A 24,741-nucleotide genomic window follows, 5' to 3' on the forward strand; every position below is an offset into this window, starting at 1 on the left:
CGGGACGGTCGGACGGTCAGGCGGTCAACGGGGCGCGGGGACGGGCAGGCGGGCGACCAGGTCGGCGACGATCCGCTCGGCGGTCATGCGCTCCATCTGCGCCTGCGGTCCGGGCAGCAGGCGGTGCGCCAGGACCGGGACGGCCAGGGACTGGACGTCGTCGGGGACGATGTAGTGGCGCCCCTCCAGGGCCGCGTGGGCGCGGGCGGCCCGGACCAGGTGCAGGGTGGCCCGCGGGGACGCGCCCAGGTCGAGTTCGGGACTGGTCCGGGTGGAGTTGACCAGGTCCACGATGTAGCGGCGCATACCGGGGGCGACGTGCACCTGGCGGACCAGGTCGGCCAGCCGGCGGACGGTGAGGGCGTCGGTGACGGGGGTCAGCCCCTCCAACGGGGAGTGGGTGCCGTGCGAGTCGATCATGTCGAGCTCGGCCTGGGGGGAGGGGTAACCGACGGAGACCCGGGCCATGAACCGGTCCCGCTGGGCCTCGGGCAGCGCGTAGGTGCCCTCCATGTCTGCCGGGTTCTGGGTGGCCACGACCATGAACGGGCGTTCCAGGGGGCGGGTGCGGCCGTCGACGCTGACCTGGCGCTCCTCCATGCACTCCAGCAGGGCGGCCTGGGTCTTGGGCGAGGCGCGGTTGATCTCGTCGCCCAGCACGATGTTGGCGAAGATCGGCCCCGGGTCGAACTCGAACTCGCGTCGTTCCTGGTGGTAGACGCTGACCCCGGTGATGTCGCTGGGCAGCAGGTCCGGGGTGAACTGGACGCGCTGCACGGAGCAGTCCACGGCCCGGCCCAACGCCTTGGCGAGCATGGTCTTGCCGACGCCGGGGACGTCCTCGATGAGCAGGTGGCCCTCGGCGAGCAGGACGGTCAACGCGACGCGCAGCACCTCCGGCTTGCCCTCGATGACCGTCTCGATGGCGCCGCGGACGCGGTCGGCCACGGCGACGATCTCTTCGACGTCCGCCTGGACGCCGCCCCCGCGACCGCCGTGGTGTGTGCCGAGTGACACGAGACCCCTCCCGCTCCGTGTGTCGGTGTTCGGATCCGAGGCTAGGGCCAATCAGAGCGATTGCAAACCAAAGTGCCGGAATCGGCCGTCGAATGCGGGCTGATGCGACGAAAGCGTACTAAAGCGCGAGAATTGCTCTTCTGATCATTCGCTCCGACCCCGTTACGACCCACGGGGCGGCTGCGAAAAGAGAACCTCGCAAAGCCGCGTCTCCCGGCTTTCCCCGACGCCTCCGGGGTCCGATCCGGGCGTCCGCCCTCCCGCCCGCCGGGCGGCGCGCCGGGGAGCGCGGGATCCCCCACCCACGCACCACCGCTGTGACCTGCGCATTCGTCGCCCAATCCGCCATTGTGCCCCCATCGGAGCTGTTGACGGTGGGGAAGAGTGGAGTAAGGTGGAGCATCGTGGAGAGGGTGAATTCTCCGCTTCGGGAGGAGGTCGGGAGTGTGTTCCTCGGCACGCACACGCCTCGGCTGGATCAGAAGGGACGCCTGTTCCTTCCCGCGAAGTACCGCGACGACCTGTCGGGGGGTGTGGTGATCACCAAGGGCCAGGAACGCTGCCTCTACGTCTTCCCGGTCAAGGAGTTCGTGCGCATCACCGATTCCCTCGCCGAGGCCCCCGTCACGGCCCGAGCGGTCCGCGACTACGGCCGCATCCTCTTCGCGAGCGCCTCCGACCAGACCTGTGACGGTCAGGGACGGGTCACCGTACCGGCCGCCTTGCGCGCCTACGCGGGGCTCACCCGCGACTGCGCCGTCATCGGGGCCAACACCCGACTGGAGATCTGGGACGCCCAGGCCTGGTCGGACTACGAGGCCGAGCGCGAACGGGAGTTCGCGCACATGTCGGAGGAGGTGCTTCCCGGGGTGCTGTGAGCCCGGACGCCTCCGGCTCCACGGCACGGAAACAGGTCCACACCCTCGCAGCCGGGATCCGGTGACGGCCTCCGGGTGCGGCGACACGAGCTGGCACGACTTCCCCGGTGCCAGACCGTCAACGCGACGCCACCGAAAGGTGGACAATAGCGGCCGTGCCCGGAGGCCCACCGGAAACCGGTGAGGCCACCAGGGACACCGTGGAGCGCGCCCGCACGGGCGCGACCGCGGCGATTCGAGGGGGAGACGCGACAGCGTGGAGGAACGGCATCGCATGGGTGACACCCGGGGGCACGGCGACGGGAACGGGGACACCGGCGACGAACGCGTCGCGGCGGTCCGCACGGGGGCCGACCCCCTGCACGTCCCGGTCATGCTCGACCGCATCGTGGAACTGCTCGCCCCGGCACTGCAACGCCCCGGATCGGTGCTCGTCGACGGCACCCTGGGCCTGGGCGGCCACTCCGAGGCGCTCATGAAGGCCTGCCCGAACGCCCGCCTGGTCGGCGTCGACCGCGACACCACCGCCCTGGAGCGCAGCGCCGCCCGCCTGGCGCCCCACGCCGACCGCGTCCACCTGGTCCACGCCGTCTACTCCGAGATCCCGCGGGCCCTGGACGAGGCCGGCGCCACCGACGCCGCCGCCGTCCTCCTGGACCTGGGCGTGTCCTCACCCCAACTCGACGAGACCGACCGCGGCTTCGCCTACGCGCACGAGGCGCCCCTGGACATGCGCATGGACCGCACCCAGACGCTCACCGCCTCCGAGATCGTCAACACCTACCCGGTGGCCGAGCTCACCCGCGTCCTGCGCACCTACGGCGAGGAACGGTTCGCCTCCCGCGTCGCCCGCGCCATCGAACGCCGCCGCTCCCAAGGCCCCATCGAATCCACCCGCGAACTCGCCGAACTCGTCCGCGAGTCCATCCCCGCCGCGACCCGCCGCACCGGCGGCCACCCCGCCAAACGCACCTTCCAAGGGCTGCGCATCGAGGTCAACGCCGAGCTGTCCATCCTGGAACGCACCCTGCCCGCCGCCCTCTCCCGACTGGCCGTCGGAGGACGCATCGCCGTGCTGTCCTACCACTCGCTGGAGGACCGCCTCACCAAGAAGGCGTTCGCCGCGCTGGCCACCGACACCACGCCCCCCGACCTGCCCGTCCCCCTCCCCGACCGGCAACCCGAACTCCGGCTCCTCACCCGGGGGGCCGAACTCCCCACGGACGAAGAGAACGAACGCAACCCGCGCGCCCAGTCGGCCCGCCTGCGAGCGGCCGAACGCGTGCGGCCCACGCGGCAGTAGGGAGAACAGATGAGCACGACCAGGACGGACACCCGTCGCACGGCCCCGCGCCGCACGGCGACCCCGCGCAAGGCACCCGACGGCGGACGCGCTCCCGCGCGCCCGAAGAAGACGTCGACCGCGACCCCGGCCCGCTCCCGCGCGCCCAGGATCCCGTTCGTCCTCCTCGTCCTGTGCCTGCTCGGCGGTGCCCTGGTCGGTCTCCTGCTCCTGCGCGGTGTCATCGCGCAGGAGGCGTTCGCCATCTCCAGCCTCCAGACACAGAACCGGGAACTGTCCTACGAGGAACAGCGACTCCAGAGCACCGTCGCCCACCTGGAGACCTCCGAGCGCATCGCCCGCGAGGCCGAGGGGATGGGCATGGAAGAGGGGGACGCCCCCCTGTTCCTGGACCCGGACGCCGGTGAGGTCAGCGGAGGGACCGAGGACGGTTCGACCACCGGGAGCGCCGATTGAGCACCCCCCGACGCCCCCGCGACCCCCGCAGGCCCGGCGCGACCGGCAAGTCCGGCTCCCGGCCCGCACGCAGGCCCCAACGCGACGCCCCGCGCCCCGACACCGGGGCGCGGGCCTCCGGCGAACGCCGTTCACCCCGGGAGAACCGCGCCGCGTCCGGTGAGCGCACACGCCGCAGGCCGACCCCGCCACCGCCCCCGCCGCCCCTGCTGCGCCGCACCTTCCGCCGCGGCGAGCCGGGCAGACGCATCCGCTTCGGCGGCGCCCTGGCCCTGGCCGTACTGGTCCTCTTCGCCGGGCGCCTGATCCAGATCCAGGGCATCGAGGCGGAGACCTACGCCGAGGCCGCCTCCGAACTGCGCCTCCAGACCATCGACATCCCCACCATGCGCGGCGCGATCACCGACGCCAACGGCGACCCGTTCGCGCTGTCCGCGGAGGTGCGCACGGTCTTCGTCGACCCCGAGGAGGTCCGCGAGGACCAGCGTGAGGAGCTCATCGACGAACTCGTCACCCGCTTCGACCTCGACGAGGACGAGGTCACCGCCAAGGTCGACGCCGCACCCACCCGCTACCAGGTGGTCGCCCGCAAGGTGCCGCCCGGAGAATGGCAGGAACTGCGCGAACTCGGCCTGCGCGGGGTGGGAGCCGAGGTCGACTACGAACGCGTCTACCCGGAGGAGACCGGGGCCGCCGACCTGGTGGGCTTCGTCGGCAGCGAGGGCCACGGCCTGGAGGGCCTGGAGGCCTACATGGACACGATCCTGGCCGGAGAGGCGGGCAAACGCCAGGTCGAGGTCGGCCTGGACGGCACCCAGATCCCCATGGCCGGCGGCCTGGTCAAAGACCCGGTGCCCGGCCGGGACGTGCGCCTGACCCTCGACCGCGACGTGCAGTGGTACGTCGCCCAGACCCTGGCCGAGCGGGTGGAGGAACTCGACGCCGCCGGCGGCAGCGCCATCGTCATGATCCCCGGAACGGGCGAGATCATCGCCATGGCCGACTACCCGAGCTACGCGCCGACCGACATCTCCGCCGGCGGCCCCGAGGAATGGTCCAACGGCGCCGTCGCCGAGACCTTCGAACCGGGCAGCACCAACAAGGTCATCACGGTCGGCGCGGCCCTGGAGGAAGGACTCACCACCCCGGAGACGGTCTACACGGTCCCCTACGCCCTCCAGTACTACGACCAGACCTTCCGCAACTCCAGCAACAACGGCACCCAGCGCCTCACGGTCAACGGCATCATGGCCCAGTCCAGCAACGTCGGCACCATCAAGATCGCCGACCAGGTGGGCCCCGGGGTCCTGCACGACTACATGACGCGATTCGGGCTCGGCCAGCCCACCGGCCTGGCCCTGCCGGGTGAGGAGACCGGCATCCTCACCGACCCCGAGGACTGGTGGGGCACCCAGCTGCCGTCGGTGTCCATCGGACACAGCGTCACCGTCAACGCCGCCCAGATGGCGTCGGTGTACGCCACCGTCGCCAACGGCGGCGTGCGCGTGGAACCCCGCGTGGTGGCCGGGACCGTCGACACCGAGGGCACGTTCACCCCGGCCGACGACCCCGGGCGCACCCGGGTGATCGGCGAGGAGACGGCCGAACGCCTCGCCCTCATGCTGGAGGCGGTCACCAGCGACGAGGGCACCGCGCCCCAGGCCCGCATTGACGGCTACCGGGTGGCGGGCAAGACCGGTACCGCCAACCGGGTCAACCCCGAGACCGGGACCTACGAAGGCGGCGGCTACACCTCGACCTTCGCCGGCTTCGCGCCCGCCGACGCGCCCGAGGTCGTCGTCCAGGTGGTCCTGCACAACCCGCAGGGCACCTACTACGGCGGTGAGGCGGCCGGCCCCGCCTTCAACGACATCATGTCCTTCGCGCTCAAGACCCTGAAGGTCCCGCCGACCGCCACCGACCCGCCCGCCATCCGCCTCTTCGAGGAGGAGGACGGCGACTGACCCCGCCCCTCCGCGCCCTCGCGTCGCCCCGCCGCCGCCCCCACACGGGCGACCGGCGGCCGACGCCCCCTCGAAGGCCTCGCCTCCGCCGGCCTCCGGAACCCCGAGGGCGCACTCGCGGTCAGGGCGACGCGAGCGCGTCCAGGTGGGCGCGCACCGACCGGATGTGCTCCGGGCCGGTGCGACAGCAACCGCCCACCAGCACCGCCCCCGCCCGGCACCACGTCACCGCGGCCGCGCCGAACTCCTCGGGGGAGGAGACCCCGGTCCAACGACGCGCCCCGGCGTCCCACACCTCACCGGAGTTGGGATAGGCCACCGCGGGGAACCCGGCCTCGGCCACCACCCGCACCAGATCCGGGACGAACCGGGGAGCCGTGCAGTTCACACCCACCGCCACCAACCGCGGCGCCGCGGGCGAGCCCGCCAGCTCCGCGACGACCTCCCGCAGCGGCGTGCCGTCGCACGCCCGGACCCCGTCCCGGCACGACAGGCTCAACCACGTCCGCACCCCCGGCGTCTCCGCCACCAGCCGCGCCAACGCCCGGACCTCCGCCGCCGACGGCACCGTCTCGCACGCCATCAGGTCCGCCCCCGCGTCGGCGAGCACCCGCCACCGCTCCCGATGCCACGAGTACAGGCCGTCCTCGTCCAGGTCGTAGGCGCCGGTGTACTCCGAACCGTCCGCCCGGGCCGCCCCGTAGGGGCCCACCCCCGCCGCGACCAGACCCGAACCGAAGGCGTCGCGTTCGAGCCTCGCCAACTCCACCGACCGCCGCACCAACCCGATCGCCTCGGCCCGCGACCACCCCCGGGCCGTCAACGCCGGAAGACCCGCCTGGTAGCCGGCCGCGGTCACCACCTCCGCGCCCGCTTCGAGATGATCCCGGTGCACCCGCCGGATCGCGTCGGGGTCCTCGGCCAACAACCGCGCCGACCACAGACCGCCCGACAGGTCGTACCCGTACTCCTCCAACCGGGTCGCCAACCCGCCGTCGAGCACCACCGGCCGCCCTCCGGCCACCGCCTCCGCCACCCGGTCCACACCCCTCACCCCCGCCCACCACGGTAGCCGCGGAACCACGACCGATCGGCGTCGTCCCAGCGTGGAAATTACCGACCGATCGCCTCCAACGGTTAACCTCCACACGTGCCACCGGTAATGCGACCTGAACACACGCCACTGCGACCCCTGTCCGACCTCGTGCCGCTGCTCGGCCCGGACGCCGTTCTGCTGCGCCCGGACCTCGCCCCGGATCACCCGGTCCCGGCCCGCGAGGTCCAAGTGCGCGGTATCACCCACGACTCCCGACAGGCGGGCCCCGGCGACCTGTACGCGGCCCTACCAGGGGCCCGGGCCCACGGGGCCGACTACGCCGCGCAGGTCGCCGAGGCGGGGGCCGCCGCGATCCTCACCGACCCCGCGGGGGCCGACCGGGCCACCGCCACCGGGCTCCCCACCCTCGTCGTCCCCGACGCCCGCGCCGCGCTGGGCACCGTCGCCGCCTGGATCTTCAAGGAACCCTCCCGGGACCTGCTGCTCATCGGCACCACCGGGACCAGCGGCAAGACCACCGTCTCCTACCTCATCGAGTCGGGGCTGCGCCGCGCCGGCATGGGGACCGGCCTCATCGGCACCGTCGAGATGCGCGTGGGCGACGAACGCGTCGCCTCCTCCCTCACCACGCCCGAGGCCACCGACCTGCACGGTCTCTTCGCCCTCATGCGGGAGAAGGGCGTCACCGCCGCCGCCATGGAGGTCTCCAGCCACGCCCTGGCCCTGGGCCGGGTCGGCGGAGCCCACTACGACGTCGCGATCTTCACCAACCTGTCCCAGGACCACCTGGACTTCCACAGTGACCTGCGCGACTACTTCGAGACCAAGGCGCGCCTGTTCACCCCCGAGTACTGCGACATCGCGGTGATCAACGCCGACGACCGGTTCGGCCGGGCGCTCGTGGACATGGTGCAGGCGCGAGGGGCGGTGCCCGTCACCACCTTCGGCGTGGAGGGCTTCTCCGACGCCGACCCCGAGACCGCCCTGACCGCCGACTGGACCGCCGTCGACGTGCGCCTGGGCGCCGCCGGCAGCACCTTCCGCATCGTCGGTCCCGGCGGCATGGAGGCCCGGGCCTCCGTCGGCCTGCCCGGCCCCTTCAACGTCTCCAACGCCATGGCCGCCGTCATCGGCCTCGTCGAGGCCGGCCTGCCCCTGGAGACCGCCATCGAGGGCGTGGCCGCCGCCCCCGGCGTCCCCGGCCGCATGGAGAAGGTGACGGCCCGGGAGGTGCCCACCTCCCTCCAGGACTTCACCGCACTGGTCGACTACTCCCACAAACCCGGGGCCGTCGAGGCCGTCCTGTCCTCCGTGCGCACCGTCGCCGAGGGCGAGATCACCGTGGTCCTGGGCTGCGGAGGCGACCGCGACCGCGCCAAACGCCCGCTCATGGGCGAGGCCGCCGCCCGCCTCGCCGACCGGTTCGTCATCACCAACGACAACCCGCGCTCGGAGGACCCCGTCGTCATCGCCACCGCGATGCTGGAGGGCGCCGCCAAGGTCCCCGAAGAGGAACGGGCGCGGATCACCGTCGAGTTCGACCGCGCCGAGGCCATCCGCCTGGCCGTGTCCCGCGCCGGCGCCGGCGACGTCATCGTGGTCGCCGGCAAGGGCCACGAGACCGGCCAGTACGTCAAGGGCGAGGTCCTGCCCTTCGACGACCGCGAGGTACTGCGCTCCGCCATCGAGGAGCACCTGTCCGTCGACGTCCGCGAACGCCTCGGAGTCGCACTCCTGGACGTCCATCGGCCCGCCGACGGCACCTGACCCCGACCCCGCCCCGTGCGCGACCGGTGCACGGGGCGGAGCCGACGGTCACGAAGTGGCGGATATTGCCGACCACGGGCCCTGCCGGGACCCCGAACACCCCAACATGTTCTAAGGTGGGTGCGGCAATCGCAGCCCGAACACGCGCCGTCCACCGGTGGCGCCCATGGACGTTGTCGCCCCCGAACCACCGTGGTGGAATCCGGCGCGGCACCGCGTGCGCGCCCGTCCGCGGTGCCATCCCCCGAACCGAGTCCTCCGGCCGGGTGGCCATCCGTCATCCCGTGGTCGCCGTGGATCGGGCCTGACCTGAGGAGTGGATTTGATCGCGCTCACGCTCGATCGGATCGCCGAGATCACCGGAACCGCCCTCGGCGGATCAGTGCGCCCCGATACCGTCGTCGACGGCCCCGTCGTCGTCGACTCGCGCCTGGCGGCGCCGGGCTCCCTGTTCGTCGCCCTGAGCGGCGAGCGGGTCGACGGCCACGAGTACGCGCGGGCAGCGATCGAGGCGGGGGCGGCCGCGGCCCTGGTCTCCCGCCCCGTCGACGCCCCCCACCTGCTGGTCGACGGCGGGGACGACGCGGTGGTGGAGGCCCTGGCACGGCTGGCCCGCCACACCGCCGACACCCTGTCCGACCCCGCCCGCGGCGCCGACGCCGTCGAGATCGTCGGGGTCACCGGTTCCTCCGGCAAGACCACCACCAAGGACCTCATCGCGCAGGTCATCGGCCGGCGGGGCACCACCGTCGCCCCGGCGGGCTCGTTCAACAACGAGATCGGCCACCCCCTCACCGTGCTGCGCGCCGACACCGACACCCGACACCTGGTGCTGGAGGTCGCCGCCCGCGGCATCGGGCACATCGCCCACCTGTGCCGCGTCGCGCCGCCCCGCATCGGCGTCGTCCTCAACGTCGGCAGCGCCCACGTGGGCGAGTTCGGCGACCGCGACGCCATCGCCAAGGCCAAGGGCGAACTGGTCGAGGCACTGCCCCCGGGGGCGTCGGCCCCCGGCGCGGGCGGCCTCGCCGTGCTCAACGCCGACGACCCCAAGGTCAACGCCATGGCAGCGCGCACCGCCGCCCGCGTCGTGACCTACGGGCTCGCCGACGACGCCGACGTGCGCGCCACCGACGTCGTCATCGGCGCCGACGGCGCGCCCGCCTTCACCCTCCACCTGGGCGGGACGAGCACCCCCGTGCGCCTGACCCTCGTCGGCGCCCACCAGGTGCACAACGCGTTGGCGACCGCCGCGGTCGCCCACGAACTCGGCATGGACATCGCGGGCATCGCCGACGCCCTCGGCGCGGCCGTCCCGGTCAGCCGCTGGCGCATGGAGGTCACCGAACACGACGGTGTCACCCTCGTCAACGACGCCTACAACGCCAACCCCGAGTCCATGCGGGCGGCGCTGACCACCCTGGGCGCACTGGCCCGGGACCGCCGACCCATCGCCGTCCTCGGCCACATGGCCGAACTCGGTGACGAGGCGCACATCGAACACGAGAAGATCGGCGACCTCGCCGCTCGCACGGGCGTGCCCCTGCTGATCGTGGTCGGCGATCAGGCCGAGGGCATCGCCACCGGAGCCGAGAACGCCGCCCGCGAGGGGCGGTGGTCCGGTGAGACCGTCCGGGTCGCGGACGCCGCGGCGGCCGCCGCGGAACTGCGCGCGCGGATGCGCGCGGGAGACGTCGTCATTGTGAAGGGATCACGGGTGGCAGCACTCGAAAAGGTTATCGACCACATCACCGAAGGTGATGTCCGGTGATCGGCATCTCCATCGCGGCGGCGCTGTCGCTGATCGTCTCCATGGCGTTGATGCCGCCGCTGATCAACCTTCTGTACCGCTTCAAGTTCGGCCAGGAGGTCCGCGACGACGGCCCCGAGGGCCACAAGACCAAACAGGGCACGCCCACCATGGGCGGCATCGTCGTCATCCTCGGCGCGGTGGTCGGCTACCTCGGCTCCCACCTGGTGCTGAGCCTGGTCCAGCCGTCCGCCCCCGGCCCCACCGCCTCCGGCCTGCTGGTGATGTTCCTGTTCGTCGGCATGGGCTGTGTCGGCTTCCTGGACGACTTCATCAAGATCTACAAGCGCCGCAGCCTGGGCCTGCGCAGCGGCGCCAAGATGGTCGGCCAGGCCATCGTCGGCGTCGGGTTCGCCTACGGCGTCACCCAGTTCCCCAACGGCTACGGCTACACCCCCGCCGCCCCCAGCCTGTCCTTCCTCCGTGACTTCGGCCCCCCGCTGATGATCGGCCTGTTCATCCTCTGGGCGCTGTTCCTCATCGTCGGCTTCTCCAACGCCGTCAACCTCACCGACGGCCTCGACGGCCTGGCCACCGGCGCGACGATCATCTCGCTGGTCGCCTACATGATCATCGGCAACTGGCAGCTCCGCCAGTCCTGCGTGTCCTACCTCTCCAACAACTGCTACACGGTCCGCGACCCCCTGGACCTCGCCGTCGTCGCCTCCGCCGTCCTCGGCTCCTGCATCGCCTTCCTCTGGTTCAACGCCCCGCCCGCCAAGGTCTTCATGGGCGACACCGGCTCCCTGGCCCTGGGCGGCCTCATCGTGGGCCTGGCCATCACCACCCGCACCCAGCTCCTGCTGCTCCTCATCGGCGGACTGTTCGTCATCATCACCATGTCGGTGATGATCCAGATCGCGTCGTTCCGCCTCACCGGCAAACGCGTCTTCCGCATGGCACCCCTCCAGCACCACTTCGAACTCAAGGGATGGGCCGAACCGACCATCGTGATCCGCTTCTGGATCATCCAGGGCCTGTTCGTGGCGGTCGCCATCGGCCTGTTCTACCTCGAATGGATGCCGAGGTAGCCGGGATGTCCCATCACTCCACCACCCCCACCCCCTTCGCCGGCCTACGGGTCTGCGTCGCCGGCCTGGGCGTCTCCGGACCGCCGGTGGTCCGCCTCCTGCTGGAGCGGGGGGCCCGGGTCACCGTGGTCGACGGACGCGACGACGACACCGTCCGCCCCGTGGCCGCCGAGCTCACCGAGGCCGGAGCCGAGGTCGTCCTGGGCGCCACCCCCCTGCCGGACGGGTGCAACCTCGTCGTCATCTCCCCGGGCTGGCGCCCCGACTCGCCCCTGGCCGTCGCGGCGGCCGAGGCGGGCGTCGAGGTCATCGGCGACGTCGAACTGGCCTGGCGGATCAAACCCGCCGACCAGGTGTGGCTCGCGGTGACCGGCACCAACGGCAAGACCACCACCGTGCGCATGCTGGAGGCCATGCTCCGCGCCGACGGACGCGACGTCCTCGCCGTCGGCAACGTCGGCACCCCCGTCGTCGACGCGGTGCGTCCCGACACCGAAGGCCGGTACCCCGACGTGCTCGCCGTCGAACTGTCCAGCTTCCAGCTCCACTGGTCCTCCAGCCTGCGCCCGCACGCCGCCACCGTCCTCAACGTCGCCCCCGACCACCTGGACTGGCACGGCGGCCTGGAACCCTACGCCCGAGCCAAGGGCGCGGTGTTCGCCCCCGGCACCCTCCGCGTGGTCAACACCGCCGACCCCTGGTCGGTGCGCCTGGCCGAGGAGGAGGGCGACCCGCACACCCCGCTGGTCGGCTTCGGCCTCGGCACCCCCCGATCGGGGGAACTGGGCGTCGTCGAGGACCTGCTGGTGGACCGGGCGTTCGTCGACGACCCCGTGGGCGGCGCCGAGGAACTGGCCACGCTCGCCGACGTGCGCCCCCCCGCGCCGCACAACGTCGCCAACGCCCTCGCCGCCGCCGCGCTGGCCCGCTCCACCGGGGTCGCCCCGGCGTCGATCAAGGCCGGACTGGCGGCGTTCGCCCCCGAACCGCACCGGATCGCGTACGTGGCCTCGGTGGCGGGCGTCGACTACGTCGACGACTCCAAGGCCACCAACCCGCACGCCGCCGCCGCGTCCCTGGGCGCCTACGCCTCCGTGGTGTGGGTCGCCGGAGGCCTGCTCAAGGGCGCCGAGGTCACCGACCTGGTCGCGGCCTCCGCCGGCCGGTTGCGCGGAGCGGTGCTCATCGGCGCCGACCGCGCCCGGTTGCGCGAGGCGCTCACCGAGCACGCCCCCGACGTCCCGGTCGTGGAGATCGACGGGCCCGCCCCGGACGCACCCGAGGGACACACCGTCATGGACGCGGTGGTCGCCGCCGCGACCGCCATGGCACAGGAGGGCGACACCGTCCTGCTGGCCCCGGCGGCCGCGTCCATGGACATGTTCACCAACTACCCGGAGCGCGGACGCCTCTTCGCCGAGGCCGTCCGCCGATTGCTCTGAGTGATCGATCGCCGCCCGCGCGTGAGAAAACGCGCGCGGGCGGCCTTCGCTGTGCTCCGAACCACTCCTTTCCAGGCCGAAGATGGCCAACACGCGGGAAATGTCCACGGTTCCCGACCCGCCGTTCGCCACTATTGAGGCGCGCAGGTGCGGAGGGTGGTGCGGATTGGCGACGACGACGGTCCCCGGAGTGGCCCGAACCCGGGCGACGGTGATCAAGGGGCGCGAGCGTCCCCTGTGGAGGGAATGGGCCGGTGCCCTGGACCGACCACTGACCTCCTACTACCTGATCCTGGGCACGGCGGTACTGCTCATCGCCCTGGGTCTGGTCATGGTGCTCTCCTCCACCATGGTCAAGTCGATCAGCGAGACCGGCTCCTCCTTCTCCCTCTTCCAGAAGCAGTTGGGGGCGGCCGTCATCGGCCTGCCCCTGATGATCCTGGCCTCCCACATGCCCCAGCAGGTCTTCCGGCTCGTCGGCTACCCCGCCATGATCGTCTCCGCGGCCCTGCTGCTGCTCACCGTCTTCCAAGGGGTCGAGGTCAACGGCGCCACCCGTTGGCTGGACATCGGCGGGCTGATCGTCCAGCCCTCCGAACCCGCCAAACTCGCCTTCGTCCTGTGGGGCGCCGGCATCCTCGCCCGCAAGGACGAACTCTCCGAACTCACCGAGTGGCGCCACCTGCTCTTCCCGCTCCTGCCCGGCTGCGGTCTGCTCGTCCTGCTCGTCCTGCTCGGCTCCAACCTGTCCACCGCACTGGTGTTCCTCGTCACCTTTCTCGGCCTGCTGTGGGTGGTCGGCGCACCCGGCAAGCTCTTCGTGGCCATGTTCGGCCTCGTCCTGGGCCTGGCCCTCATCGCCATCGCCATCGAGCCCTACCGGATGGCCCGCGTCACCACCCTCTTCGACCCCATGGCCGACCCCCAAGGCGCCGGCATGCAGTCCCTCCACGGCCGCTACGCCCTGGGCACCGGCGGGATCTTCGGCGTCGGCATCGGCGCCAGCCGCGAGAAGTGGGGCTTCCTGCCCTTCGCCGAGTCCGACTTCGTCTTCGCCATCATCGGAGAGGAATTCGGCCTCATCGGCACCCTGCTCCTCCTGGCGCTCTTCGGCGTCCTGGGCTACGCCGGGCTGCGGGTGGCCTTCCGCGTCAAGGAACCCTTCCCCCGCCTGGCGGCCTTCGCCATCGTCACCTGGATCATGGGCCAGACCATGATCAACGTCGGCGCCGTCATCGGCCTGCTCCCCGTCACCGGCGTCCCACTGCCCCTGGTCTCCTACGGCGGTTCGTCGTTGATCACGACCATGGTCGCCCTCGGCGTCCTCCTGTCCCTGGCCAAGACCGAACCCCAGGCACAGCGGGCCCTGGCGGCCCGGGGTCCCGGATGGGCGCAAAGGGCTCTAAGCTGGCTGGGCCTGGAGAACATCGCCAACCCGGTCACCGGCCGCGGCGGCGCCCCGTCCTCCGGGCGCGCCGCCACGGCGCGCGGCCCGCGCACACCGGGTCCCCGCGGCGGCGGGACAACGGCCAAGTACGACAGCGGACCGGTCCCGGCTGGGAGCCGGTCGAGGAGGAATCGGCGACGATGAGGGTAGCCCTCGCCGGAGGCGGCACGGCCGGGCACATCGAGCCCGCGCTCTCCCTTGCGGACGCGCTGCGGCGCATCGACCCCACCACGGAGATCCTCTGCCTGGGCACCGAACGCGGTCTGGAGACCCGCCTCGTGCCCATGCGCGGATACGAGTTGGGTCTGATCCCCGCGGTCCCCCTGCCCCGCAAACTCACCCCGCAACTGCTCAGTGTCCCCGGCAAGCTCGCCGGAGCCCTCAGCGCCGCCGGCGACCACCTGGACCGCCTCCAGGCCGACGTCATCGTCGGCTTCGGCGGCTACGTGGCCACCCCCGGATACCTGGCGGCCCGACGGCGGCGCATCCCCATCGTCGTCCACGAGGCCAACCCCCTGCCCGGGCTGGCCAACCGACTGGGCGCCCGCATGACCGAGCACGTCTACACCGGTCACCCCCACACCCAGATCCGCCACGGCCGGTTCATCGGCATCCCCCTGCGCCAACAGATCACCACCCTGGACCGGCTGGCCATGGGCGACAAGGCCCGCGCCTACTTCGGACTCCGCTCCGACCTGCCCACCCTGCTGATCTTCGGCGGCTCCCAGGGCGCCCAGCGCATCAACGAGACCGCCTTCGCCGCCCGTGACGCCTTCCGCGACCACGGCGTCCAGGTCCTGCACGTGGTCGGCCCCAAGAACGCCGACGAACCCCAGGACCTCACCCAGGACGGCATCCCCTACGTCGCCGTGCCCTACGTCGACCGAATGGACATGGCCTACGCCGCCGCCGACATCGCCATGTGCCGATCCGGCGCGATGACCTGCGCCGAACTCACCGCCGTCGGCCTGCCCGGCGCGTTCGTGCCCCTGGCCATCGGCAACGGCGAACAGGCCCTCAACGCCGAACCCATCGTCCAGGCGGGTGGCGGCCTCATGGTGAACAACGCCGAGATCTCCGTCGAATGGATCACCGGTCGGCTCATCCCGCTGCTCACCGACACCGACCGGGTCGTGGCCATGTCCGAGGCCGCCGCCCGCATGGGCCGCCGCGACGCCGACATGGAACTGGCCCGCGAGGTCGCCGCCATCGCCCGCGGCGACCGGCCCAGCCCCGAAATCCCCGTCCCCGAAGACGACAACGGCGACGACACCTACTACGACGACGACGGGAAGGACGCCCGATGACCCTGGTGCGACCGACCGACCCGATCCCCGTCGACGAACTGGGCCGCACCCACTTCATCGGCCTGGGCGGCGCCGGCATGTCCGGCATCGCCCGCGTGCTCCTGCAATCGGGCGTCGAGGTGTCCGGCAGCGACGCCCGCGACAGCGACACCCTGCGCGAACTCGAAGAGATGGGCGCCCGCGCCCACGTCGGCCACGCCGCCGAGAACCTCGGCGCCGCCGAGACCGTCGTCGTCTCCTCCGCCGTCCGGGAGAACAACCCCGAACTCGCCGAGGCCCGCCGGCGGGGCCTGCGCGTCCTGCCGCGCGCCGCCGCGCTGGGCGCCCTGCTGCTGGGCCGCGAGGGCATCGCCATCGCCGGCACCCACGGCAAGACCACCACCACCTCGATGGTCACCGTCGTCCTCCAGCACCTGGGCGTCGACCCCGGCTACGTCATCGGTGGAAAACTCGTCACCACCGGCCTCGGGGCCGACGCCGGCATCGGCGGCCCCATCGCGGTGGAGGCCGACGAGAGCGACGGCTCCTTCCTCATGCTCTCCCCGAAGATCGCCGTCGTCACCAACGTCGAAGCCGACCACCTCGACAACTACAGCGGCATCGAGGAGATCCACGCCAACTTCGCGTCGTTCGTCGACCGCGTCGAACGCACCCTCATCGTCGGCATCGACGACGAGGGAGCGCGCCGCGTCGCCCGGACCGCCCGCGAACGCGGCAAGAAGGTCCTCACCTACGGCGAGACCGCCGACGCCGACTACCGGATCACCCGCATCCGCCCCCGCGGCTTCACCACCGAGTTCACCCTCGCCACCGCCGACGGCGGTGAGATCGAGGGCAGCGTCGCCGTCCCCGGACGCCACAACGTGCTCAACGCCGCGGCCGCCGTCGCCGTCGCGGACGAACTCGGCCACGACCTGGAGGTCGCGGTCGAGGGCATCGCCGACTTCGGCGGGGCCGCCCGCCGCTTCGAGGCCAAGGGCGCGGCGGGCGGTGTGGGCGTCTACGACAGCTACGCCCACCACCCCACCGAACTGGAGGCCGACCTGCGCGCCACCCGGGGCGCCCTGGAATCGTTCGCCGAGCAGGCGCGCGAAGCCGGGGAAGAACAGCCCGAGGGCCGCATCATCGCCGTCTTCCAGCCCCACCTGTACAGCCGCACCCGCATCTTCGCCGACGAGTTCGGGGCCGCCCTCACCCTGGCCGACGAGGTCGTGGTGTTGGGGATCTACGCCGCCCGTGAGGACCCCGAACCCGGGGTCACCGCCGAACTCATCACCTCCAGGGTCGGACACGACCGGGTGCACCACACACCCGACCGCGCCGACGCCGTCCGGCTGGCCGCCGACCTGGCGCGCCCCGGCGACATCGTCCTGACGATGGGCGCCGGCGACATCACCGAACTGGGTCCGCTCATCGTGGACCGGTTGGCCGAGGTCGCCGACGTGGAGGAGATGGCCGAATCCCTCGGCCGCGGCGGACGGGGCCGGGACTGACGTCGGAGGACACGGGTGAGGGCAGACCACGACGGAGCGCCACGCGGCGGGGACCCCGACACCGGGACCCGGCCGCGCGCCGACACCCCGACCGCGAGGACGGTGCGCGAACGGTCCGACCCCTGGAAGGTCGCCTTCGTGGCGCTCCTGGTCGTCGCCCTCGTCTGCGTCGTCACCTGGATCCTCCTCGGCTCCCGCCTGCTGGTGGTGCGCGAGGTCTCCGTGACCGGCCTGGACCGGGTCGACCACGATGAGGTCGTCGCCGCCGTGGACGTCCCCACCGGCACCCCCCTGATCCGGGTGGACCTGGCGGACGGCGCCGAACGCGCCGCCTCGCTGCCACTGGTGGAATCGGCCACGGTCACCCGCGGCTGGCCCGCCACCCTACGGGTCGAGGTCGTCGAACGCCGACCCCTGCTCGCCGTGCGGGTGGGGGAGGAGTACCGACTCGTCGACCGGGACGGGATCCGCATCGAGGACTCCCCGACCCGGCCCGGCACCCACCCCCTGGTGCGGGTGACCGGAGAGGTGGAGGGGAACGAGGCCGTCCGGGCCGCCGCCGACATCGTCGAAAGCGCCCCCGACTCCTTCCTCGCCCGGATCCGGCTCATCGACGCCACCGACACGGAGAACATCCGGATCGAGGTCACCGAGGGCTCCGTGATCGAGTGGGGGACCGCCCAGGGCGCCGAGGACAAGAGCGACGTCCTGCGCGTGCTCATGCGCGAACACCCGCCGGGGGAGGAGACCGTCTACGACGTCTCCACCCCCGACCTGGCCATCGTCCGGTGAAGCGGCGACCAGAAGTGGGGAAAAGACGGCAAAGTCCCCGGAAGTCGGATCCGGACCCTCCCGATCGGGGGCCGAAGGGCGCACAGAGGGGGCCACGGACACGACGCGGGGACATTCCAGACGCGACGCGCCGGGTCGGCACATCGCTTCCTCGTGTTATACGACGTTAGGCTGAAGTCGTCATCGGTTGCCGGTGGTGGACGGTCGGCTTAGTGTCGAGAGTCACGATCATCGTCAACAAAGTACAGAACACGCTTTTCGGGGTACGCGGGAATCGTATTTCCTCCCGCCGAGCCGAGGGAGGCGTCGGCCCACCCCGGGTCGGCACCCCGCGGTCCACACGGCCCCGGGTCCCCCGTCCCGGCGTCCGCGGACGCCTTGTCGGGGTACCCGAAACGCACACTGTAGAACCGGATGCCGGACCCTCCGGCCCGACGGCCCCGCCGTCGAGCGGACGGGAACGGCGTATGCGAGCGGAAAGGCCCCTCGTCGTGGCAGCACCGCAGAACTACCTCGCGGTCATCAAAGTCGTCGGTATCGGCGGCGGCGGTGTCAACGCCGTCAACCGAATGATCGAAGAGGGGCTCAAGGGCGTCGAGTTCATCGCGATCAATACCGACGCCCAAGCGCTGCTGATGAGTGACGCGGACGTCAAACTGGACGTCGGTCGTGAACTCACGCGCGGACTGGGAGCCGGAGCCAACCCCGATGTCGGCCGCAAGGCCGCCGAAGATCACCGCGAGGAGATCGAAGAGGTCCTCAAGGGGGCCGACATGGTCTTCGTCACCGCCGGTGAGGGTGGCGGGACCGGTACGGGCGGCGCGCCCGTGGTCGCCAACATCGCCCGATCCCTGGGAGCACTCACCATCGGTGTGGTCACCCGCCCCTTCGGTTTCGAGGGCAAGCGCCGGGCGACCCAGGCCGAGTCGGGGATCGCGATGCTCCGCGAGGAGGTGGACACGCTCATCGTGATCCCCAACGACCGGCTGCTCTCCATCTCCGACCGGCAGGTCAGCGTCCTGGACGCCTTCAAGGCCGCCGACCAGGTCCTGCTCTCCGGTGTCCAGGGCATCACCGACCTGATCACCACACCGGGCCTGATCAACCTCGACTTCGCCGACGTCAAGTCGGTCATGTCCGGGGCCGGATCCGCGCTCATGGGCATCGGCTCCGCACGCGGGGACGACCGGGCCGTCGCGGCGGCGGAGATGGCGATCTCCTCCCCGCTCCTGGAGGCCAGCATCGACGGCGCCCACGGCGTCCTGCTGTCCATCCAGGGCGGCTCCGACCTGGGCCTGTTCGAGATCAACGAGGCGGCCCAGCTCGTCTCCAACTCGGCGGCGCCCGACGCCAACATCATCTTCGGCGCGGTCATCGACGACGCCCTGGGCGACGAGGTCCGTGTGACCGTCATCGCCGCGGGCTTCGACGAACCCGAGGTCACCGGTCCGTCCCTGCACAGGCACGAGCCGGCGGACCCTCCTAAGGCCGTCGCCCCCACGGCGGGCAGCGCGTCCGGTGGGGAGGGGGCGCCGTCCGCGCCCGCCACCACGGGCGCGAACGGGGCGTCGGCCGAGAACCTGCCGTGGTCGGGCGGTCGTCAGACCACGCCCGAACCGGCCCGTCCGCAGACCCCGCCGCTCTCCCAGCGCCCCGTACGGCAGGACCCGCCCCCGGCGGCGCCCGAACCGTTCGAACAGCCGGCGGTCGACCCCGAACCCCAGGGCCAGGACCCGGTGGAGCAGCCCGAGCCGCAGGCTCCGTCCTACGGCACCTCCTACGCCGATTCCTCCTACGCCGACCACACCGGTCAGGAGGAGACCCGGGACCGTGAGGAGCCGGCCGCCCGGGAGGACGAGCAGTCCCGCTCTATCCACGTGGTCTCGGAGTCGGTCGCCGAACGGCGCGCCGACGTCCCCACGCCCCGCCGCCGGGTCGTCTTCGAAGAGCCCGACGACCTGGACGTCCCCGACTTCCTGAAGTAGCGGATCGACACCCCGGTACCATCGACGTGTCAGCGGCCCCGACCCGAGCGGACGGGGCCGTCGCCGCCCCGGGCGTCCGACGCCGACCGTGCCGCCCGGGCAGAGGGAAGGACAGCGGGCAGCCGGATGGTCACCATCGCCGACCTCGGGCACGGGGTCCGTGCCGCCGTCACCGAACGCCACGGCGGGACCGGCGTCCCGCCCTACGACTCGCTCAACCTCGGCCTGGGCACGGGCGACGATCGGGAGACGGTCCTGGCCAACCGGCGCCTCGCCGCCGAGGACCTGGGCTTTCCGGTCGACCGGATCGTCTGGATGAACCAGGTGCACAGCGCGGACGTCCTCGTCGCGAAGGTCCCCGGCGGCGTCGGTACCTGTGACGGGGTCGTCACCACCCGATCCGATCTGGTCCTGGCCTCCCTGGCCGCCGACTGCCTGCCCGTCCTGGCGGCGGACGGGGAGAGGGGTGTCCTGGGCGCCGCCCACTCGGGCCGCTCGGGCACCGCCCACGGGATCGCCGGCAACCTCGTCGCGACGATGGTCGACCACGGCGCCCGCCCCGAGCACATCACCGTCTTCCTGGGACCCGCCATCTGCGGCTCCTGCTACGAGGTGCCGCCGGAACTCCAGGCCGAGACCGCCCGCCACACACCCGAGGCCGCCTCCACCACCCGGCGGGGCACCACCGGGGTGGACATGGTCGCCGCCGTCACCGCCCAGCTGCGTCGGGCCGGCGTCACCGACATCCGCGCCGACGGCCGCTGCACCCTGGAGAGCCCCGAGCTGTTCTCCCACCGGGGCGGTGCGCCCACCGGCCGATTCGCCTCGTTCATCTGGCGCGTCTGAGGGACCACCGACGACCCCGGACGGACCCGCGCCCACAGGAGTAAGGACAACGTGTCACACGACCCGGCCCGCGTAGAGCGGATCAAGGCCAACCTCGCGGCCGCCCGCACCCGCATCGAAGAGGCCTGCCACAAGGCCGACCGAAACCCCTCCGAGGTGTCCCTGATCGCCGTCACCAAGACCCGCCCGGCCGAGGACGTGCGCATCCTGGCCTCCCTCGGCGTCACCGACGTCGGCGAGAACCGCGACCAGGAGGCGGCGCCCAAGGCCGCCGCCACCGCCGACCTCGACCTCACCTGGCACTTCGTCGGCCAGTTGCAGACCAACAAGGCCAAGTCGGTGGCCTCCTACGCCGACGTCGTCCACTCGGTCGACCGGGACAGGCTCGCCCGGGCCCTGGGGGACCGGGCCGCGTCCGCCGGCCGACGCCTCACCTGCCTGGTGCAGGTCGACCTCGACGACGGGTCCCAGGCGGGAGTGCTCGGGCCCCGGGGCGGGGTCGACCCCGCCGACGCCCTCGACCTGGCGGCCCGGATCGATGAGCACGACGCCCTCACCCTGGGCGGGGTGATGGCGGTCGCGCCGCGTGAGGGTGATCCCCACGAGGCGTTCGGTCGCCTTTATGAGGTCGCGTGTCGGATCCGTGATCGTTATCCTCTGGCGACGGTGATCTCCGCGGGCATGAGCGGGGACCTCGAAGCCGCGATCGAGCGAGGCGCGACACACCTGCGCCTCGGTACGGCGTTGCTCGGCGACCGGGGACCGATCGTGGGGTAATGTCCCCACATAGACCTTGGAACCCGTCTGTGGAGTTCGCCCGAAAGGGCGTCCCACCCCGTTGAGAAGGGGAGACGGGACCGTACGGAGGAGTCGGCTGCGGTGAAGGCCGCGGGGACGACGGAGGACATGAGATGGCCGGCGCGATGCGCAAGATGGCGGTCTACCTCGGCCTCGTGGAGGACGACCGTTACGATCACCGCTATGCGGACGAATATGATGAGTTCGACGATTTCGACGAGGGCGTGGAGGAACACCGCGAGCGCGGTGTGGACACTCCGCGCGGCGAGGGAACACGGGGCGACGAAGTGAGCGACACCGGCGACCACTCGGGTACGGGTGAGCGACGCGGTGGCACCACGACGACCTCTTCCACCGCCGACCTCGCGAGGATCACCACGCTCCATCCGCGTACCTACAACGAGGCGCGTACGATCGGAGAGCACTTCCGGGAGGGCACGCCGGTGATCATGAACCTGACCGAGATGGTCGACAGCGACGCCAAGCGGCTGGTCGACTTCGCGGCTGGTCTGATCTTCGGTCTGCATGGCAGTATCGAGCGCGTGACCAACAAGGTGTTCCTACTGTCCCCGGCCAACGTCGAGGTGACCGCGGAAGACAAGGCGCGGATCGCCGAGCGAGGGTTCTTCAATCAGAGCTAGACCATCACATCCGTCCAGAGATTGGGTCGATTAGACCGTGTATCCCGTCCTATTCGTGCTGATCATCGCGCTCCAGCTGTACGTGTTCGTGCTGCTCGCGCGTGTCGTTCTGGAGATGGTGCAGTCCTTCTCCCGGACGTGGCGCCCCACGGGGTTCCTGCTCGTGATCGCCGAGATCGTGTACACGCTCACCGACCCGCCGTTGAGGTTCCTGCGGAAGTTCATCAAGCCGATCCGGCTGGGCAGTATCGCGCTCGACCTGAGCGTCCTGGTGCTGTTCATCGGTCTGACCATCGTGATGCGCCTCCTTCAAGGATTGGCGGTCTCGGTCGCATAGCACCAGGAGCAGGGCGAAAAAAATCGACCCCGATTCCGTTATGTGGTCTTGGTCATGATCCGGATTGCCGTAAGGTCACGATCAGGTAGCGTCCCTACGGATGGACTCCAAGCGCGCCAAGGAGACGAAGATGCCGCTGACACCCGCTGATGTGCGGAACAAGCAGTTCAGCACGACCCGGCTCCGACCGGGGTACGACGAAGAAGAGGTCGACGCCTTTCTCGACGAGGTCGAGTCCGAGCTGGACCGACTGATCCAGGAGAACGAGGAACTGCGCGGCAAGCTCGCCGAGTGCCTGCGCGGCAAGGTGCCCAACGCCGGGATGCAGGACTTCCAGCAGCCCCAGGAGCAGCCCGAGCCGCCTCGCCCCGAGCCCGTCCAGGTCCCGCAGGCCGTCGTCGAGCCGCAGCCCCAGGCGCCCGCTCCCATGCACATGAGCATGGGCGGCGAGGAGAACATGGACACGGCCGCCCGCGTCCTGGCCCTCGCCCAGCAGACCGCCGACCAGGCGATCTCCGACGCCCGCCGTGAGGCCGACGAGACCCTCGGCCGCGCCCGCCACGAGTCCGAGGACATCCTCGGCAAGGCCCGCCGCCAGGCCGAGCAGATCATCGGTGAGGCCCGCGTCCGCTCCGAGAACCTGGACCGGGACGCCCAGGAGCGTCACCGTCAGGTCATGGGCAGCCTCGTCCAGCAGCGCGAGGAGCTGGAGCACAAGGTCAACGTGCTCAAGGACTTCGAGCGCGAGTACCGCAGCCGTCTGAAGGACTACTTCGAGCGTCAGCTGCGCGAGCTGGAGGAGGGCGCCGGCATCGAGCAGAACCCGAACACCACCGGCGGCTTCCAGACGATGGCCCCGCCGACCGGCCCGACCCCGGCGCTCCAGCACGGTCCCGCGGGCAACCCGTTCGGTCAGCCCGAGCCCGTCCAGCACGGTGGTTTCCACCCGGGCGAGGCCCCGCACGACCGCCGCTGACCCCGGTCGGCGGTAGGCTCCACAACTGAAGATTCCGGCAACGTGTAAAGGTCCTGGTCGACCCGTGATCCTCAGCGTCCTCGCATCCGTCGCGGTGCTGGCGGCCATCGTCGTCATCGTGGCAGCCCTGGTGTTCGCCGAGACCACCCTGGTGTACATCGCCCTGGGGTTGGCTGGCGTGAGCGCCCTCCTGCTGGTGGGGGCGATTCTCGCCCAGGGGAGGAAGAGAACGGATCGAACGGACGGTTTGGGGAAGTCGTCCGTTCCCACGGCCTCGCACGTCACGCCGGAACACTCCGAGCGTGTGCCCGCACCGGCTCCCGAGCCGGTGCGGGAGGCCCCGGCCTGGAGCACGACGGCGGAGGACTCCGGCCCGGGGGAACCGGAGTACGACCTTCCCCGTTGGCAGACGCCCACGGCCCGCGAATGGCCGGAACCGGACACGACGGCCCCCGCCCCCGCCCCCGCTTCGTTCCCCTCCGCGGTCGAGCCCGACTCCCGCGTCGAGACCCCTGCGGAAACCGCATCGCCCTCCTGGTTCTCCGGCCCCACCACGGCCCCCGAACCGGTCGAGGTACCGCGAACCGCCGCGCACGACGATCGCGCGGCCGCCCCCCTCACCGACGAGCCCAGCGCGGACCGGTCGCCCGAGCCACAGGAACCGCGGGAGCCCGAGGACGACCCCGCGCCCTCCGCCGCCGACCGCGACATGCCGGCCTGGCTCGCCGAGGCCTACGACGACGATCCCGCCGAGTCCCCCCACACCCCCGCCCCCGCGAGTGACGACGACCGGGAGGACGCCGTCGCGGCCGCCGACCTCCACGAGAGGGACGAGCCCGCCGCGACCGTCACCGATGACGACCCTCCCGCGACCGTCGTCTCCTCCACCGACACGGACGAGGTCCGTCCGACCCGGGACGAGGACGCCCCCGAGACGACCGGGCCCGCCATGACCGACGACACCGCCCCCGAGGCGGCCCCCGAGACGGACGAGGAGCCCGACGGGGACCCCATGGCGCCGCAGCCGGAGGAGGCGGACGAGCCGGACCCGGACGAGCCGAACCCGGACCAGGGCCGGCGGGGCGAGAACGGGGCCAACGCGGACGAGCCCACCGTGAGGATGGGCGAGGACCCTCCGAGCACGGGCGAGGCCCTCACGGACCCGGACCAGGAGCGGGCCGAGGTCACCCGGACCGACGAAGAGGAAACGACCGACGACGGCGCCTCCGCGACGGACGACGAGGAACCGCCGAAGGGGAAACGCTTCTCCTACAACATCCCGCAGCGGAAGGAGGACACCGAGGAGACCTCCGTGTTCTCCTATCGCACGCCCGCCGAGGACGACGAGGACCCCGACGCCACCGCCGCCTTCACCCGCGAACGCCCCTGACACC

The 24,741-nt window shown here is 71.8% G+C and carries 21 protein-coding genes; 19 read left to right on the forward strand and 2 right to left on the reverse strand.

Annotation, left to right across the window (positions count from 1 at the left end):
* Positions 1-24: 24 nt before the first annotated feature.
* The gene (locus PWG71_RS02530; protein WP_274807806.1) at positions 25-1,017 is read right to left on the reverse strand and encodes an AAA family ATPase; all 993 of its coding nucleotides are present in this window, start codon (positions 1,015-1,017) and stop codon (positions 25-27) included.
* Positions 1,018-1,463: 446 nt separating this feature from the next.
* Here PWG71_RS02530 and mraZ point away from each other — a divergent pair, with 446 nt between their 5' ends.
* The 4 genes from mraZ to PWG71_RS02550 all read left to right on the forward strand — a co-directional run bounded on the left by mraZ (position 1,464) and on the right by PWG71_RS02550 (position 5,618).
* Positions 1,464-1,895 carry a division/cell wall cluster transcriptional repressor MraZ gene (mraZ, locus tag PWG71_RS02535; protein ID WP_274808123.1) on the forward strand — a complete coding sequence of 144 codons (432 nt, stop codon included), beginning with the start codon at positions 1,464-1,466 and terminating at the stop codon, positions 1,893-1,895.
* 274 nt (positions 1,896-2,169) lie between these two features.
* Positions 2,170-3,198: a 16S rRNA (cytosine(1402)-N(4))-methyltransferase RsmH gene (rsmH, locus tag PWG71_RS02540; protein ID WP_274807807.1), complete on the forward strand. Its 1,029-nt coding sequence runs from the start codon at positions 2,170-2,172 to the stop codon at positions 3,196-3,198.
* 9 nt (positions 3,199-3,207) lie between these two features.
* On the forward strand, positions 3,208-3,654 hold the full coding sequence (locus PWG71_RS02545; RefSeq protein ID WP_274807808.1) for a hypothetical protein: 447 nt from the start codon (positions 3,208-3,210) through the stop codon (positions 3,652-3,654).
* On the forward strand, positions 3,651-5,618 hold the full coding sequence (locus PWG71_RS02550; protein ID WP_274807809.1) for a peptidoglycan D,D-transpeptidase FtsI family protein: 1,968 nt from the start codon (positions 3,651-3,653) through the stop codon (positions 5,616-5,618). Before PWG71_RS02545 ends, PWG71_RS02550 begins: the two co-directional genes overlap by 4 nt.
* A gap of 121 nt (positions 5,619-5,739) precedes the next feature.
* On the opposite strand, the gene mmuM is transcribed toward PWG71_RS02550, so the two are convergent.
* Positions 5,740-6,672, reverse strand: coding sequence for a homocysteine S-methyltransferase (gene mmuM / locus PWG71_RS02555; protein WP_274807810.1), 933 nt, complete (start codon positions 6,670-6,672; stop codon positions 5,740-5,742).
* A 108-nt stretch (positions 6,673-6,780) separates the two neighbouring features.
* Here mmuM and PWG71_RS02560 point away from each other — a divergent pair, with 108 nt between their 5' ends.
* From PWG71_RS02560 to PWG71_RS02630, 15 genes are all read left to right on the forward strand, one after another.
* Positions 6,781-8,442, forward strand: coding sequence for a UDP-N-acetylmuramoyl-L-alanyl-D-glutamate--2,6-diaminopimelate ligase (locus tag PWG71_RS02560; RefSeq protein WP_274807811.1), 1,662 nt, complete (start codon positions 6,781-6,783; stop codon positions 8,440-8,442).
* 322 nt (positions 8,443-8,764) lie between these two features.
* Positions 8,765-10,213 carry a UDP-N-acetylmuramoyl-tripeptide--D-alanyl-D-alanine ligase gene (locus tag PWG71_RS02565; RefSeq protein WP_274807812.1) on the forward strand — a complete coding sequence of 483 codons (1,449 nt, stop codon included), beginning with the start codon at positions 8,765-8,767 and terminating at the stop codon, positions 10,211-10,213.
* Positions 10,210-11,283, forward strand: a complete 1,074-nt coding sequence (gene mraY, locus PWG71_RS02570; protein WP_274807813.1) for a phospho-N-acetylmuramoyl-pentapeptide-transferase — start codon at positions 10,210-10,212, stop codon at positions 11,281-11,283. The genes PWG71_RS02565 and mraY overlap by 4 nt, the downstream gene beginning before the upstream one ends.
* A 5-nt stretch (positions 11,284-11,288) precedes the next feature.
* Positions 11,289-12,725, forward strand: a complete 1,437-nt coding sequence (gene murD, locus PWG71_RS02575; protein ID WP_274807814.1) for a UDP-N-acetylmuramoyl-L-alanine--D-glutamate ligase — start codon at positions 11,289-11,291, stop codon at positions 12,723-12,725.
* 190 nt (positions 12,726-12,915) lie between these two features.
* A complete protein-coding gene (gene ftsW / locus PWG71_RS02580; protein ID WP_274807815.1) occupies positions 12,916-14,316 on the forward strand; it encodes a putative lipid II flippase FtsW in 1,401 nt (466 codons plus the stop codon).
* Complete coding sequence (murG, locus tag PWG71_RS02585; RefSeq protein ID WP_274807816.1) at positions 14,313-15,479, forward strand: undecaprenyldiphospho-muramoylpentapeptide beta-N-acetylglucosaminyltransferase; 1,167 nt, start codon at positions 14,313-14,315, stop codon at positions 15,477-15,479. The genes ftsW and murG overlap by 4 nt, the downstream gene beginning before the upstream one ends.
* Positions 15,476-16,972 (forward strand): UDP-N-acetylmuramate--L-alanine ligase, encoded by a 1,497-nt coding sequence (gene murC / locus PWG71_RS02590; RefSeq protein ID WP_274807817.1) that lies wholly within the window; start codon positions 15,476-15,478, stop codon positions 16,970-16,972. Before murG ends, murC begins: the two co-directional genes overlap by 4 nt.
* 102 nt (positions 16,973-17,074) lie before the next feature.
* Positions 17,075-17,764 carry a cell division protein FtsQ/DivIB gene (locus PWG71_RS02595; RefSeq protein ID WP_274808124.1) on the forward strand — a complete coding sequence of 230 codons (690 nt, stop codon included), beginning with the start codon at positions 17,075-17,077 and terminating at the stop codon, positions 17,762-17,764.
* A gap of 491 nt (positions 17,765-18,255) precedes the next feature.
* A complete protein-coding gene (gene ftsZ / locus PWG71_RS02600) occupies positions 18,256-19,749 on the forward strand; it encodes a cell division protein FtsZ (RefSeq protein ID WP_274807818.1) in 1,494 nt (497 codons plus the stop codon).
* 126 nt (positions 19,750-19,875) lie between these two features.
* Entirely contained in the window at positions 19,876-20,595 is a 720-nt protein-coding gene (gene pgeF / locus PWG71_RS02605; RefSeq protein WP_274807819.1) for a peptidoglycan editing factor PgeF, read from the forward strand.
* 51 nt (positions 20,596-20,646) lie between these two features.
* Positions 20,647-21,372 (forward strand): YggS family pyridoxal phosphate-dependent enzyme, encoded by a 726-nt coding sequence (locus PWG71_RS02610; RefSeq protein WP_274807820.1) that lies wholly within the window; start codon positions 20,647-20,649, stop codon positions 21,370-21,372.
* A 134-nt stretch (positions 21,373-21,506) separates the two neighbouring features.
* Positions 21,507-22,034, forward strand: a complete 528-nt coding sequence (locus tag PWG71_RS02615; protein ID WP_274807821.1) for a cell division protein SepF — start codon at positions 21,507-21,509, stop codon at positions 22,032-22,034.
* Positions 22,035-22,071: 37 nt separating this feature from the next.
* Positions 22,072-22,371, forward strand: a complete 300-nt coding sequence (locus PWG71_RS02620) for a YggT family protein (RefSeq protein WP_274807822.1) — start codon at positions 22,072-22,074, stop codon at positions 22,369-22,371.
* A gap of 130 nt (positions 22,372-22,501) precedes the next feature.
* Positions 22,502-23,347 (forward strand): DivIVA domain-containing protein, encoded by an 846-nt coding sequence (locus tag PWG71_RS02625; RefSeq protein WP_274808125.1) that lies wholly within the window; start codon positions 22,502-22,504, stop codon positions 23,345-23,347.
* A 64-nt stretch (positions 23,348-23,411) separates the two neighbouring features.
* The gene (locus PWG71_RS02630; RefSeq protein WP_274807823.1) at positions 23,412-24,737 is read left to right on the forward strand and encodes a hypothetical protein; all 1,326 of its coding nucleotides are present in this window, start codon (positions 23,412-23,414) and stop codon (positions 24,735-24,737) included.
* The last annotated feature ends 4 nt before the right edge of the window (positions 24,738-24,741 follow it).

The sequence above is a fragment of the Nocardiopsis sp. N85 genome, from assembly GCF_028882275.1.
Taxonomy (GTDB): Bacteria; Actinomycetota; Actinomycetes; order Streptosporangiales; family Streptosporangiaceae; genus Nocardiopsis; species Nocardiopsis lambiniae.